Genomic DNA, 12,969 nt, shown 5'->3' on the forward strand with positions numbered 1-12,969 from the left:
GGGGATGAACAAGACAGCCGCATCGCTCGGCATCCCCTCTCACGACGGCGCAAGAAAAGGCTATGCGTCCGGTCTGATACTCGCCACGCTGGGCGCCATCGCGTTCAGCGGCAAGGCCATTATCGTCAAGCTGGCGTACCGCTACGGCGTGGACGCCATCACGCTCATCATGCTGCGCATGCTGTTCGCGCTGCCGCTCTTTGCCGTGATGGCATGGTGGGCGGGGCGCGGCAAGCCCGCGCTCACCGGCCGCGACTGGATCGGCGTGATCGGGCTCGGCTTCTCGGGCTACTACCTTGCGAGCTTTCTCGACTTTGCGGGGCTCGCGTACATCTCGGCCAGCTTCGAGCGGCTGATCCTGTATCTCAACCCCACGCTGGTGCTGCTGTTCGGCTGGCTGATGTACCGGCGGCGCGCCACGCGCCAGCAGGTGCTGGGCATGGTCGTGAGCTATGCCGGCGTGCTGCTGGTGTTCGGCCACGAGTTGTGGACCGGGGGCGGCGGCAAGGGCGGCGGGGCGGCGGCGTGGGGCGCGTTCCTGGTGTTCCTGAGCGCGGTGAGCTATGCGGGCTACCTCGTCTACAGCGGCGAGTTCGTCAAGCGCTTGGGGTCGCTGCGGCTCGTGGGACTGGCCACCACCGTGGCCTGCGTGCTGTGCATCCTGCAGTTCGTGCTGACGCGGCCGATGAGCGTGGCGATGCAGGTGGCGCCCGAGGTGATCTGGCTGTCGGTGCTCAACGCAACGCTTTGCACGGCAGTGCCCGTGCTGATGGTGATGATGGCCATCGAACGCATCGGCCCGGCCGTGGCCGCGCAAACCGGCATGATCGGGCCGCTGTCGACCATCCTCATGGGGGTGGTCATACTGGGCGAGCCGTTCACGCCGTGGATCGCGGCCGGCACCGTGCTCGTCATCGCGGGCATTTTCGTTTTCACACGCAAGGGGCGCTGAAGCCCCTTGCCGTACTGACTTACTCACTGGAGCAACAACATGGATCTGGGTATTGCGGGCAAGACCGCGCTGGTGTGCGGCGCGAGCAAGGGGCTGGGCTACGGCTGCGCCGAGGCGCTGGTGCGCGAAGGCGTGAACGTGGTGATCGTGGCGCGCGGCGCCGAGGCACTGGAAGCGGCTGCGAAGAAGCTGACGGAGGCCGCGGGCGCATCGGGCCCGTTCGTCAAGCATGTGGCCGCCGACATCACGACCGAAGCCGGCCGCGCCGCAGTGTTCGCGCTGGGCCATGACTTCGACATCGTCGTCACCAACGCGGGCGGCCCGCCGCCCGGCGACTTCCGCAACTGGGACCGCGAGGCGTGGATCAAGGCGGTCGATGCCAACATGCTCACGCCCATCGAGCTGATCAAGGCCACGGTCGACGGCATGGCCAAGCGCGGCTTCGGCCGCATCGTGAACATCACGTCGAGCTCGGTGAAGTCGCCCATCGACATCCTGGGCCTGTCGAATGGCGCGCGCAGCGGCCTCACCGGCTTCGTGGCCGGCGTGGCGCGCACGCCCATCGCAGCGCAGGGCGTGACCATCAACAACCTGCTGCCGGGCTCCTTCGACACCGACCGCCTCAAGGGCACGATGGCCGGCGCGGCGCAGAAGTCGGGCCAGGACTTCGATACCGTGTGGGAAGCCCGCAAGAAGAACATTCCCGCGAAGCGCTTCGGCACGCCGGCCGAGTTCGGCGCCATCTGTGCCTTCCTGTGCAGCATGCAGGCCGGCTACATGACCGGCCAGAACGTGCTCGCCGACGGCGGGGCCTACCCGGGCACGTACTGAGCTCGCCCCCAGGCTGCGCGAGGCCCGGTGTTTTCAGCGCCGGGACGCCACCACTATCCCGCCCACGATAAGCAGAAACGCCGCGCCGTGGTACCAATGCGGCGGCTCCCGCAAAAAGGCCGCCGACAGCACCGCCGCGAACAGCGGCGTGAGGTTCATGAAGATGCTTGCCGCCTGCGGGCCCGCGCGCTGCACGCCGGTGCCCCAGCAGCGATACGCCACCACCGCGGGCCCGATGCCGATGAACAGCATCGCGGCGATGAGCGGCCAGCCGAGGTCGATGTGGGCGGGTGTCAGCGTCCATTCACCGGCGGCCAGCGCGCCCGACCATGCGACACCGAACACCAATTGCGACATCAGGAACGCGGCCCAGTCCTGCCGCACGGCCTTGGGCTCGTGCGTGCGCGCAAGCAGCCAGCTGTAGAAGGCCCAGGCGATGGTGCCCAAAATCATGTAGAGGTCGCCCGGCACCAGCCGCAGCCCGAGCAGTTGCTGCCATTCGCCGCGGCTGAGCACCAGCAGCACGCCCACCATCGACAGCAGCGCGCCACCGATTTCGCGGGCACTGATGCGTGCGCCGAAGAACAGCGCCCCGGTCGCGAGCATCCACAGCGGCAGGCTGGAGCCGACCAGCGTCACGTTGATGGGCGTGGAGGTCTGCAGCGCCAGGTACTGGAACGCGTTGTACAGGCCGATGCCCAGTAGCCCGAGTACCGCGTAGCGTTTCCAGTGCTCCCACAGCGGGCTGTTGCGGCGCAGCACCGGCGCGGCCAGCGGCAGCAGCAGTGCGAACGCGATGACCCAGCGCACGAAGTTCAGCGTGAGCGGCGACACCATGTCGCGCACCAGCCGGCCGACCACGGCATTGCTGGCCCAGAGCAGCGGCGGAACGACGAGCAGGAGAACGGTAAGGGGAGCGAGGCGCTGCGGCTGTGTCTGCATGGCCGCCGACTCTACCGGGCAATGATGCCCCGCGCCGCCACGGGAAACCCAGACGTGGCAGGATGCCCATCCCTCTTCTTTTCCTGTGTGTGGAGACTGCAACGATGATGAGCAAAGCCGTCCGTATCGACCGCCATGGCGGCCCCGAAGAACTGAAGATCGTCGACGTGGAAGTCGGCGAGCCCGGCCCCGGCGAGATCCGCATCCGCCACAAGGCCGTGGGCCTGAATTTCATCGACACCTATCAGCGCAGCGGGCTCTACCCGTTCGCGATGCCGCTGCAGTTGGGCATGGAGGCCTCGGGCATCGTCGAGGCGGTGGGCGAGGGCGTGACGCACCTGAAGCCCGGCGACCGCGCCGCCTATGCCAGCCCGCCGCCGGGCGCCTACTGCGAACTGCGCGTGATGCCGGCCAAGTGCGTGTGCAAGCTGCCCGACGACATCTCTTTCGAGACCGGCGCGGCCATGATGCTCAAGGGCCTGACCACCCAGTACCTGCTGAAGAAGACGCTGCCGGCCGAAGGCCTGCAGGCCGGCGACTTCATCCTGTTCCATGCAGCGGCCGGCGGGGTGGGCCTGATCGCCTGCCAGTGGGCCAAGGCGCTGGGCCTGCAGCTGATCGGCACGGCCGGCAGCGATGCCAAGTGCAAGCTCGCGCTGGCGCACGGCGCGGCGCACGCCATCAACTACAGCACCGAGAACTTCGCGGCCCGCGTGAAAGAGATCACCGGCGGCAAGGGCGTGAAGGTGGTGTACGACTCGGTGGGCAAGGACACTTTCGAAGGCTCGATCGACTGCCTGCGCCCGTTCGGCCTGCTGGCCATCTTCGGCAACGGCTCTGGCCCGGTGCCGCCGGTCAACCTCGGCTTGCTGGCGTCCAAGGGCTCGCTCTATGTGACGCGGCCAACACTGTTCACGCACATGGCCACGCGCGAAAGCACGCAGGCGATGGCCGACGACCTGTTCGCGGTGGTGCGAAGCGGCGCGGTGAAGATCCCGATCGACCAGCGCTATGCACTGGCCGACGTGCAGCAGGCGCACCGCGACCTGGAGGCGCGCAAGACCACGGGCTGCACGATCCTGACGCTCTGAGCGTCGACAGTCTTGTCCTACCGGCGGTGGGGTGTCATGCCTTCGACTTGTGCCGGGTGCACTTTGTAGCCTGTGAACACAGCGTAGAGACGAGCCAGCCCATGACCACAGTTCGCACTTTCATCGTCGAAGACAACCCGACCATCCGCAAGAGCCTTGTGGGCACGCTGCGCGAGGTGGCGCGAGTCGATCCGGTCGGCGAGGCCGAGTCGGAGGAGGAGGGCTCGCGTTGGCTTTCAGACAACCTGTCGCAGTGGGACCTGGCCATCGTCGACCTGTTCCTGAAGGACGGCACCGGTTTTCGCGTGCTCGAAGCGTGTCGCCACCGCGGCCCGTCGCAGAAGATGGTGGTGCTCAGCAACTACGCCACGCCCGACATGCGGCGCAAATGCGTGCACCTCGGTGCCGATGCCGTGTTCGACAAGGCCACCGAAATCGACGACCTGATCGACTACTGCCTGCGCCATCGTCAGGCGCAGTTCAGTTCGCCCGCCGCACACTGAGGCAGGGGCATTTTTCGCCGACCGGCAACCGAGCCGGACTTCGCCGAAAATGCACCCCAAAGGCGCGAGGAGCACGCGCCGGGCTCCGCAAATTGGCGACGAGATTCATGCGCGGAAATCACACATTCCCCTGCTGAGTCGGCTTGCGCGCCTGCAACGCGCGCAGCGCCCCAAGTTGCAACATGTCCCGCCCCCGCTTTCTTCCCGACAACTTCACCTTCGCGCTTCTCTCGGTCGTGACCTTTGCCAGCCTGCTGCCTGCAAGCGGCAAGGTGGCGCATTTCTTCGAGCTGCTCACGACCGCCGCCATCGGGCTGCTGTTCTTCCTGCATGGCGCCAAGCTGTCGCGCGAGGCGATCTTGAACGGGCTCACGCACTGGCGGCTGCACCTGCTGGTGTTCGGCAGCACCTTCGTGCTGTTTCCCATGCTCGGGCTGGCGCTCAAGCCACTGCTCCTGCCGCTGGTGACACCAGAGCTCTACACCGGCGTGCTCTATCTGTGCGTGCTGCCCGCCACGGTGCAGTCGGCTATCGCCTTCACGGCGATGGCTAAAGGCAACATGCCCGCCGCCATCTGCAGTGCATCGGCCTCCACGCTGCTGGGCGTGTTCATCACGCCGGTGCTGGTCAATCTGGTGGTGCTGCCGAACGGCGGCCATGCGAGCTCGTCGCTGGACTCGATCGGACGCATCCTGCTGCAGTTGATGGTGCCGTTCGTGGCGGGGCATCTGCTGCGGCCGTTGATCGGCAAGTGGATACAGCGCCGCGCCGCGGTGCTGAAGTTCGTGGACCAGGGCTCGATCCTGCTGGTTGTCTACACGGCATTCAGCGCGGCCGTGATCGAAGGCCTGTGGAAGCAGGTACCCGCACATGCGCTGGTCGGGTTGCTGGTGGTGTGCGCGGTGGTGCTGGGGCTGGCGCTGAGCCTCACGACCCTGCTGGCGCGCAAGCTGGGCTTCGATACCGAGGACGAGATCACGATCGTGTTTTGTGGCTCCAAGAAGAGCCTGGCCAGCGGCATACCGATGGCGAAGGTGCTGTTCGCTTCGCACGCGGTGGGCGCGATCGTGCTGCCGCTGATGCTGTTCCATCAGATGCAGCTGATGGTGTGCGCTGTGCTGGCGCAACGCTATGCGCGGCGGGGGCGCGAGGCTTCCGTGCTGAAGACGGCCGAGCAGGCCGACTAGTCGGTCAGCCCTCGATCTTTCCCAGTCGAGACTCTCTCAGCCGGCTGGGCGCCAAGGCTCCGGCCGACTCCAGGATCGGATACGCAATCGAGCAGATGTGCGAGTTGATTCGCTTCAGGTCGCTGATCAGGTCGATGTGCAGCGAGCTCGTCTCGATGCTCAGCGTGGTGCGGTCCGACAGCCGGTCCAGGTGGGTCGTGGCGTAGGCCCGCTCCAGGTTCCGGAAGCGCACCTTCTCTTCGAGCAGCTTCTGCGCATCGCGCACGTTGCCGTTCAGGAACACGCTCATGCTCAGCCGCAGGTTGGCCACCAGCCGCCCATGCAGCTCGACGATTTCCGCCATGCCCGCTTCCGAGAAGTTGCGCTGCGGTTTGATCTTCTTGTCTTCCACGTCGATGATCACGCGCTCGATGATGTCGCCGATCTGCTCCATGTTGATCGTGAAGCTGATGATGTCGGTCCAGCGCCGGCTTTCCTCTTCGCCCAGCGCCTCGCGCGAAATGCGGGTCATGTAGTACTTGATGGCCGAGTACAGCTCGTCCACCGTGTCGTCGAGCTGCCTCAGTTCCTGCGCGAGCCGCAGGTCGTTGTGGCGGATCACGTCGAGCGTGCCGATCAGCATGGTCTCCACGATGTCGGCCTGGTGCAGCGCCTCGCGCGCGGCATTCGAAATGGCGAGTGAGGGCGTCGACAGCGCCGATGGATCGAGGTGATGCGGCCGTGATGTGCCGGCCGGCTGCTGCGGCACCGGCAGCATGCGCGTTACCAGCTTGGCGACCCACTGCGTGAGGCCGATGAACCCCACGCTGATCACGATGTTGAACGCCAGGTGGAACAGCACGACCCCGTGCGTCTGGTTGGGCAGCTGCGGCTGCACGTAGCGGATCCACAGGCCGATGAAGGGGGCGACGACGGCCACGCCCAGTGCCTTGAAGAGCAGGTTGCCCACAGTCACCTGCCGCACCGCCACCGCCGACTTGGCCGTGGTCAGCACCGCCAGCAGACCGCTGCCCAGGTTGGCGCCGAGCACCAGGCCGAGCGCCACGTCCAGCGGCACCACGTTCGACGTGGCCATGGCCGCGACCAGCAGCACCACCGCGAGGCTCGAATAGGCCACGATGGCCAGCACCGAGCCGATGGTGATTTCAAGCAGCACGTCGCTGCTGATCGATGCGAGCAGCGCGCGCACGGCCGGCGAGGAGAACAGCGGCTCGGTCGCCTCCACCACCAGCTGCAGCGCCAGCAGCATCAGCCCGAGCCCGATCAGCACCCGGCCGACGCGCCCCGCCACGGTGGCCGAGCGCGTGATGAACAGCACCACGCCCACGAAGATGAACATTGGCGAAAGCCACGACAGGTCTGCCGAGAACAGCACCGAGATCAGCGCAGTGCCCACGTCGGCGCCCCGCATCACCGCCAGAGCCGCCGGCAGCGTAACCAGGCCTTGCCCGACGAAGGACGAGGTCATGAGCGAGGTGGCCGTGCTCGACTGCACCAGGGCTGTCACGCCGATGCCCGAGAGGGCGGCCGTGAAGCGGTTGCGCATGCTCTGCACGAGGATCTTGCGCAGGTTGGCGCCGAACACACGCAGCACGCCGGTGCGGACCAGGTGCGTGCCCCATACCAGCAGGGCCACGGCCGCCAGCAGATTCAGGAGATGCTTCATGGGGGTCGGGTTCTATCCTTTTCGTTTTGCTTCGTTTCGACCCCATTTTCCACAAGTGAGCGCTTCAGTCGATCAGCGCTCCGTTGTCGTGGAAAGGATAGGGGCCTTCGAAGCTGCCTGATGTCGCGAGATGGGTGACGAGCCGGCGTCCGCGCGCTGACCACGCGTGCACCCGGAATGAAGGCGGCTCCAGTGTCCAGGCCGAGTCCGCGTCCGGAGCCAGATCGAGGCAGACCTGATGGGCCTGCGCCGGCGAGGTCGAGGCGATGGTGCCGCCGAAACGCACGTCGATGGCACGGTGCAGGTGGCCGCAGATGACGCGCTCGACGTTGCTGTAGCGCGCAAGCAGGGCTTCGAGCGCATCGGCGCCTTGCAGCAGGCCGATCTCGTCCATGTGGCCGATCAGCGTTTCGAAGGGCGGGTGATGCATGGCGACGACGACGGGCTCGTCGCGGCAGGCGTCGAGCTGTGCCTCGAGCCAGGCCAGTCGCTTCTCGCACAGCGAGCCGTGGCTGGCGCCGGGCACGCAGGTGTCGAGCGTGAGCAGGCGCAGGTCGCCGACGCGCACCGAGTACTGGATGAAGCCGTCTGTATCGGCGCCGGTGCCCATGTAGGCATGGCCGGGGAAGCTGCGGCGCAGTTGGTCGCGGTCGTCGTGGTTGCCGGGCATCAGGTAGACCGGCATGGTCAGCGGAGCCAGCAGGCGGGCGAGGTGCTCGTACTCGCCGGCGCGGCCGAAATCGGTCAGGTCGCCGGTGACGACCACTGCGTCGGGCTGCTGGCGCAAGGCGAGCACCGACTGCACGGCGCGTTCGAGGTACGGCGCGGTGTCGATGCGGCCGTAGGCCAGCCGGCCCGGCTCGCGGATGTGCAGGTCGGTCAGCTGGACCAGGACGGTGTTCTTGCTCTGAGTTGTCGTCATGCGCTTGTCTCCTGCGACGTCATCAGCCGGTCGGGGTAGATGCGAAGACCCACCGCGTCGCCCGGCCCAAAAGGATTGTCGCGCCCTACATCGGCCACCAGCACGGGCTGGTCTTGCAGGCGCAGGTGCAATTGCACGCGGTCGCCGAGGAAGGTGCGGCGCTCGACGATGGCGGCGCCCCAGTTTGGCTGCGGCGCGCCGACCTCGATGTCTTCAGGCCGCACGAGCAGCATCGCATGGCCTTGCCACGCGCCCGGGCAGGGCACGGTTGATCCACCGAGTCGGACAACACCTTGCGCGATGGCATCGGCCTCGCGCTCCAGGCGGTTGACACGGCCCAGGAACTCGGCGACGAAGGGGTGAGCGGGCGCGCGGTACAGGTCTTCGCCACGGCCCACCTGCACGATGCGGCCGGCGCGCATTACCGCGAGCCGGTCGGCGATGGCGAGCGCCTCCTGCTGGTCGTGCGTGACGTGGATGGCCGTGATGTGCAGGCGACGCAGCAGCTCGGCCAGCTCGTCGCGCAGCGATTCCTTGAGCTTGGCGTCGAGCGCGGCCAGCGGCTCGTCGAGCAGCAGCACGCGCGGGCGCACGGCCACGGCGCGCGCCAGGGCCACGCGCTGGCGCTGGCCGCCGGAGAGTTCGGCGGGGCGCTTGTTTTCCAGGCCGCCCAGGCGCACCAGGTCGACCAGCTCGCCGACGCTGCGCTTTTCCTCATCGGGCGAGACGCCGCGAATGCGCAGGCCGTAGCCGATGTTGGCCGCCACCGTCATCTGCGGAAAGAGCGCGTAGCTCTGGAACACCATGCCTACGCCGCGGTGCTCGACCGGGCGCTGCGTGACGTCTTGGCCGCCGAACACGATGCGGCTGCCCGCGTCGGGTGCTTCGAGCCCCGCGATCAGCCGCAGCAGCGTGGTCTTGCCGCAGCCCGAAGGGCCCAGCAGCGCGAGCACCTCGCCAGCCTCGACCTTCAGGTCGGTGGGCTGCAGGCCGCGCGTGCCGTCTGCGTAGGTCTTTGCGCAGTTCGTGATGTCGACGGGGATGCGTTCAAGTTCCATGGCGTTTCTGCATCAGGTTGGCAAGGTACTGCAGGCCCCACAGCACCGGAAGAATGACGGCGAAGAAGACCAGCGTGTAGGCCGATCCGATCTCGATGCGCATCGAGGCATAGCTGTCGGCCAGGCCCACGGGCAGCGTGCGGGTGAGCGGCGTGTGCAGCATCCACGTGAGGTTGAATTCGCCCACCGACAGCGTGAACACCATCAGGCTGCCGGCCACGATGGCCGGGAACACGGCCGGCACCAGGATGCCCATGAAGCGCTGGCGGAAGTTGGCGCCCAGCGAGCGTGCGGCCTCTTCCAGCGCAAGCAGGTCGTCGCGCTGGAAGGCCGAACTCACGGTGCGCACCATGAAGGGCAGCGTGAAGATCATGTGGCCGACGAGGATGAAGGCGAAGCTCTGGCGGAAGGCGGTGAGCTGGCCGTAGGCGAGGATCAAAGCCAGCGCCGTCGCAAGGCCCGGCACTGCGACCGGCAGTGTCAGCAGCTCTTCGAAGATGCGCGCGGCGCGCGAGCGGCTGCGCGCCAGCGCATAGGCGCAGGGCACGCCCAGCAGCACGGTGCCGACGACGCAGGCCACGGCCAGCGCGAGCGACCAGCCGACGGTGCCGCCGTAGTTCTCCCACACCTCGCCGAGCCAGCGCAGCGTAAGGCCGCTCTTGAGCCCGGCGCTGTAGTTGTTGACGAGCCCCGCCATCACCGACAGCAACATCGGCGCAATCATGAAAAGGCTCACGATCACCGTGACGGCGAGCAGGAAGGGCGCTTTGGCTTGGGTGTTCTTGCGCATGTGCGTGGGTCTCAACGTGCGACGGGGTTCGCGCCGAAGCGGCGCGCCACGAACAGCACCAGCCAGGTCACGATGCCCAGCGAGATCGACAGCGACGCGGCGAGCGCGAAGTTGGCGTAGTTGGTGAACTCGTTGTAGATGGTGATCGGGATCACCTCGAACTTGCTGGCCAGCGTGAAGGCCGTGCCGAAGGCGCCCATCGAGGTGGCGAACAGGATCGCGCCGCAGGCCAGCGTGGTGGGCGCGAGTTCGGGCATCCACACGTCGCGCGCCACGCGTAGCCGCGAGGCGCCGAGCGAACGCGCGGCTTCTTCGAGCTGCGTGTTCATCGACTCGGCCGCCGCTGCATAGGTAGCAATGGCGCGCGGCAGCGAGAAATACAGGTACGCCAGGAACAGCCCGAGCAGGCCGTAGGCGAAGGTGATGCGCTCGCCGAACAGGCTGTCGCCGATGTCGGCCACCACGCCTTGCCGCCCGCCCAGCAGGATCACGAAGAAACCGATGATCACGCCCGGAAACGACAGCGGCAGCGTGAGCAGCGACAGCAGCACACGCTTGCCGATAAAGGCATGGCGCGCCAGGTAGATGCCGACGGCCGCGCCCAGCACCAGCGTGGCCAGCGTCACGGCCACGGAGAGCGCGACCGTGTTGGCCATGCTCGTGAGGTAGCGCGCATCGGTCAGCACCGCGAAGTAGGTGGCCCAGCCTTTGTCGGCCGGCAGCGTGAGCAGGCGCACCACCGGCAGCAGCCAGAAGGCCGCGAAGAAGGCGGCCGCGGGCGCGACGCAGGCCAGCAGGCGCCAGCGCGGGTTCCAGGCGTTGGAAGCGTTGGAGAGGGTGGCTTGCGTCATCGCGCGTGGCGTCCGCTCAGCGGACTTCCTTCAGGTACTCGTCGGAGAAAGCGCGCTGCGCTGCGGCCATGCGGCCGTAGTCCACGCTCTTGGCGCGGGCGTATTCGCTCGCAGGCAGGAACTGCGCCTCGATGTCCTTGGGCATCGCATTGGCGCGCACCGGCCGCAGGTAGGCCTTGGCCCAGATCGCCTGGCCTTCGTCGGACAGAGTGAAGTCGAGCACCTTCTTCGCGTCGGCCGCGTGCGGGGCCTTGGCGACCAGGCTCATCACGTAGGGCACTGCCAGCGTGCCTTCGCTCGGGATCACGAAGGCGACGTTGGCCTTGTCCTTGTACTTGGCGCGGTAGGCGTTGAAGTCGTAGTCGAGCAGGATCGCGATTTCGCCCGACAGCACGCGCGCGTACGAGGTCTGCTTCGGCACGATGGGCTCGTTCTTCTGCAGCGCCTTGAAGTAGTCGATGGCCGGCTTGAAGTTGTCGAGCGTGCCGCCGCGCGCTTCGTTCACCGCGACCGCGCCGACGTAACCGACGAAGGCCGAGGCGGGGTCGAGGTAGCCGATCAGGCCCTTGTATTCGGGCTTGAGCAGGTCGGCCCACGACTTCGGAATCGGCTTGCCCTTGAGCGCATCGACGTTGACCATGAAGCCGAGCGTGCCCGAGTGGATGGTGAACCAGTTGCCGGCCGGGTCCTTCAGGCCGTCGGAAATGTCTTTCCAGGCGGCTGGCTTGTAGGGCTCGACCAGGCCGTCCTTGGCTGCCTGCACCGCAAAGGTCACGCCGAGGTAGGTGACGTCGGCCACGGGGCTGGCCTTCTCGGCCGCCATCTGGGCGAGCGACTGGCCCGAGTTCTTGTTGTCGGGCGGCACGGTGACGCCGGTCCTGGCCTTGATGGCCTTCAGCTGCGTGCCCCAGTCGGCCCATTCGGTCGGGCAGTTGTAGCAAATGGCGGTCTGCGCCATGGCGCTGCCGGCGACGAGCGTGGCGGCGAGCAGGCCGAGGCGGGCCATGCGGTGGAAGCGAAGAGACATGATGAAGAAGCTCCTTGGATGGATGTAGGCAAAGAACGAGAAGTGGTCAGGGTCGTGAAATGGCGGCGTTGTTGTCTTCGTGCACCGAAGCGCACGACTCGCCGTCTCGGAAGGCATGGGGAAGCAGCAGGCTCGCATCGGCCTGCAGCGTGGCGCCGCTGGCCATGGCCTGGATCAGCAGCTCTACGCTGTGGCGGCCGATGTCGCTGTTGGGTTGGGTGATGGTGGTAAGCGCAGGCGTGAGGTCTTCACCGAGCGCAATGCCGTCGAAGCCGACGACGCTGAGGTCGCCGGGCACCGACAGGCCGCTGAGGTGCGCGGCGCGGATGCTGCGAATGGCCAGCAGGTCGTTGGAGCAGATCAGCGCGGTGGGGCGGTTGCGCGCCTGCAGCTGGCTGGAGAGCGCATCGACGGCCGTTTCGACGAAGGACACTTCGATAAGCGCGGGTGCGGCGAGCCCGGCTTCGGCCATGCCCTTCAGGTAGCCGCGGTAGCGCTGCTGCGCTCGGTCCGACGCGGCGAGCGTGCCGCTGACCATGGCGATGCGGCGGTGGCCCAGCAGCACGAGGCGCGTGACCGCGTCGGCCACCGCGCCTTCGCTGTCGACCGATACGCAAGGGTGGTCCGGGTGCCGGTTGTAGGCGAGCACATAGGGCGCGCCGGCTGCCTGCAGGCGGAGCAGGGCAGCCGAAGTGGAGGGGTTCGACACCACGAGGATCAGCCCGTCGACATTGCCTGCCAGCAGCAGATGAACGGCACGCTCTTCTTCGTCGAGCTTGTAGCCCGTGGTGACGGGAATGATCGCGTAGCCACCCGCGACGGCTGCGCGCGCAATGCCTTGCAGGCACTCGGCGAAGGTCGGGTTCAGCAGCGTGGGCAGCACCACGCCGAGCACACGGCTGCGCTGGGTGCGCAAGGTGCGCGCGCTGGCATTCGGCACGTAGTTGAGTTCGCGCGCCACACGCTCCACCAGCTCGCGCGTGGCAGGCGTCACCTTGCCGGGAAAGTTGAAGGCGCGCGAGACGGTGGCCACGGAGACCCCGGCTTTGGCTGCAACGGCTTGAATGCTCATCGTGCGGTGTTCATGTAATCGATTACATTGAACTGCAGCAGTATGACTTTGTTATGACATCGGAAGAAGGCGGGAGA

At 67.1% G+C, this 12,969-nt stretch carries 13 protein-coding genes; 5 read left to right on the forward strand and 8 right to left on the reverse strand.

The window, feature by feature from the left end:
• Positions 1-4 precede the first annotated feature (4 nt).
• The gene (locus ACTG4X_RS08710; RefSeq protein WP_440533623.1) at positions 5-952 is read left to right on the forward strand and encodes a DMT family transporter; all 948 of its coding nucleotides are present in this window, start codon (positions 5-7) and stop codon (positions 950-952) included.
• A gap of 39 nt (positions 953-991) precedes the next feature.
• Complete coding sequence (locus ACTG4X_RS08715; RefSeq protein WP_093048901.1) at positions 992-1,783, forward strand: SDR family oxidoreductase; 792 nt, start codon at positions 992-994, stop codon at positions 1,781-1,783.
• Positions 1,784-1,816: 33 nt separating this feature from the next.
• Here ACTG4X_RS08715 and ACTG4X_RS08720 read toward each other — a convergent pair whose 3' ends face one another.
• On the reverse strand, positions 1,817-2,725 hold the full coding sequence (locus ACTG4X_RS08720) for a DMT family transporter (protein ID WP_307613713.1): 909 nt from the start codon (positions 2,723-2,725) through the stop codon (positions 1,817-1,819).
• Positions 2,726-2,832: 107 nt separating this feature from the next.
• On the opposite strand from ACTG4X_RS08720, the gene ACTG4X_RS08725 reads away from it, so the two are divergent.
• The 3 genes from ACTG4X_RS08725 to ACTG4X_RS08735 all read left to right on the forward strand — a co-directional run bounded on the left by ACTG4X_RS08725 (position 2,833) and on the right by ACTG4X_RS08735 (position 5,506).
• The gene (locus tag ACTG4X_RS08725) at positions 2,833-3,816 is read left to right on the forward strand and encodes a quinone oxidoreductase family protein (protein WP_093050337.1); all 984 of its coding nucleotides are present in this window, start codon (positions 2,833-2,835) and stop codon (positions 3,814-3,816) included.
• Positions 3,817-3,917: 101 nt separating this feature from the next.
• Positions 3,918-4,319 (forward strand): response regulator, encoded by a 402-nt coding sequence (locus tag ACTG4X_RS08730; protein ID WP_093048906.1) that lies wholly within the window; start codon positions 3,918-3,920, stop codon positions 4,317-4,319.
• A gap of 182 nt (positions 4,320-4,501) precedes the next feature.
• The gene (locus ACTG4X_RS08735; RefSeq protein ID WP_440533624.1) at positions 4,502-5,506 is read left to right on the forward strand and encodes a bile acid:sodium symporter family protein; all 1,005 of its coding nucleotides are present in this window, start codon (positions 4,502-4,504) and stop codon (positions 5,504-5,506) included.
• Between the two features lie 4 nt (positions 5,507-5,510).
• On the opposite strand, the gene ACTG4X_RS08740 is transcribed toward ACTG4X_RS08735, so the two are convergent.
• The 7 genes from ACTG4X_RS08740 to ACTG4X_RS08770 all read right to left on the reverse strand — a co-directional run bounded on the left by ACTG4X_RS08740 (position 5,511) and on the right by ACTG4X_RS08770 (position 12,892).
• Positions 5,511-7,172 (reverse strand): Na/Pi cotransporter family protein, encoded by a 1,662-nt coding sequence (locus ACTG4X_RS08740; RefSeq protein WP_093172362.1) that lies wholly within the window; start codon positions 7,170-7,172, stop codon positions 5,511-5,513.
• 64 nt (positions 7,173-7,236) lie between these two features.
• Entirely contained in the window at positions 7,237-8,094 is an 858-nt protein-coding gene (locus ACTG4X_RS08745) for a phosphodiesterase (RefSeq protein WP_440533625.1), read from the reverse strand.
• Positions 8,091-9,152 (reverse strand): ABC transporter ATP-binding protein, encoded by a 1,062-nt coding sequence (locus tag ACTG4X_RS08750; RefSeq protein ID WP_440533626.1) that lies wholly within the window; start codon positions 9,150-9,152, stop codon positions 8,091-8,093. The genes ACTG4X_RS08745 and ACTG4X_RS08750 overlap by 4 nt, the downstream gene beginning before the upstream one ends.
• A complete protein-coding gene (locus tag ACTG4X_RS08755; protein WP_440533627.1) occupies positions 9,142-9,942 on the reverse strand; it encodes an ABC transporter permease in 801 nt (266 codons plus the stop codon). Before ACTG4X_RS08755 ends, ACTG4X_RS08750 begins: the two co-directional genes overlap by 11 nt.
• A gap of 11 nt (positions 9,943-9,953) precedes the next feature.
• Entirely contained in the window at positions 9,954-10,793 is an 840-nt protein-coding gene (locus ACTG4X_RS08760; protein ID WP_093048924.1) for an ABC transporter permease, read from the reverse strand.
• A 16-nt stretch (positions 10,794-10,809) separates the two neighbouring features.
• The gene (locus ACTG4X_RS08765) at positions 10,810-11,820 is read right to left on the reverse strand and encodes an ABC transporter substrate-binding protein (RefSeq protein WP_440533628.1); all 1,011 of its coding nucleotides are present in this window, start codon (positions 11,818-11,820) and stop codon (positions 10,810-10,812) included.
• 46 nt (positions 11,821-11,866) lie between these two features.
• Entirely contained in the window at positions 11,867-12,892 is a 1,026-nt protein-coding gene (locus tag ACTG4X_RS08770; RefSeq protein WP_440533629.1) for a LacI family DNA-binding transcriptional regulator, read from the reverse strand.
• Between the last annotated feature and the right edge of the window lie 77 nt (positions 12,893-12,969).

Origin of the sequence: Variovorax sp. YR566 (genome assembly GCF_051992195.1) — a bacterium.
Lineage (GTDB): Bacteria > Pseudomonadota > Gammaproteobacteria > Burkholderiales > Burkholderiaceae_C > Variovorax.

Excerpts from the sequence above, each read along its gene's own strand:
- ACTG4X_RS08710 (WP_440533623.1), top strand. The coding sequence starts at position 5 with ATGAACAAGACAGCCGCATCGCTCGGCATCCCCTCTCACGACGGCGCA.
- ACTG4X_RS08715 (WP_093048901.1), top strand. The coding sequence starts at position 992 with ATGGATCTGGGTATTGCGGGCAAGACCGCGCTGGTGTGCGGCGCGAGC.
- ACTG4X_RS08720 (WP_307613713.1), bottom strand. The coding sequence starts at position 2,725 with ATGCAGACACAGCCGCAGCGCCTCGCTCCCCTTACCGTTCTCCTGCTC.
- ACTG4X_RS08725 (WP_093050337.1), top strand. The coding sequence starts at position 2,833 with ATGAGCAAAGCCGTCCGTATCGACCGCCATGGCGGCCCCGAAGAACTG.
- ACTG4X_RS08730 (WP_093048906.1), top strand. The coding sequence starts at position 3,918 with ATGACCACAGTTCGCACTTTCATCGTCGAAGACAACCCGACCATCCGC.
- ACTG4X_RS08735 (WP_440533624.1), top strand. The coding sequence starts at position 4,502 with ATGTCCCGCCCCCGCTTTCTTCCCGACAACTTCACCTTCGCGCTTCTC.
- ACTG4X_RS08740 (WP_093172362.1), bottom strand. The coding sequence starts at position 7,172 with ATGAAGCATCTCCTGAATCTGCTGGCGGCCGTGGCCCTGCTGGTATGG.
- ACTG4X_RS08745 (WP_440533625.1), bottom strand. The coding sequence starts at position 8,094 with ATGACGACAACTCAGAGCAAGAACACCGTCCTGGTCCAGCTGACCGAC.
- ACTG4X_RS08750 (WP_440533626.1), bottom strand. The coding sequence starts at position 9,152 with ATGGAACTTGAACGCATCCCCGTCGACATCACGAACTGCGCAAAGACC.
- ACTG4X_RS08755 (WP_440533627.1), bottom strand. The coding sequence starts at position 9,942 with ATGCGCAAGAACACCCAAGCCAAAGCGCCCTTCCTGCTCGCCGTCACG.
- ACTG4X_RS08760 (WP_093048924.1), bottom strand. The coding sequence starts at position 10,793 with ATGACGCAAGCCACCCTCTCCAACGCTTCCAACGCCTGGAACCCGCGC.
- ACTG4X_RS08765 (WP_440533628.1), bottom strand. The coding sequence starts at position 11,820 with ATGTCTCTTCGCTTCCACCGCATGGCCCGCCTCGGCCTGCTCGCCGCC.
- ACTG4X_RS08770 (WP_440533629.1), bottom strand. The coding sequence starts at position 12,892 with ATGAGCATTCAAGCCGTTGCAGCCAAAGCCGGGGTCTCCGTGGCCACC.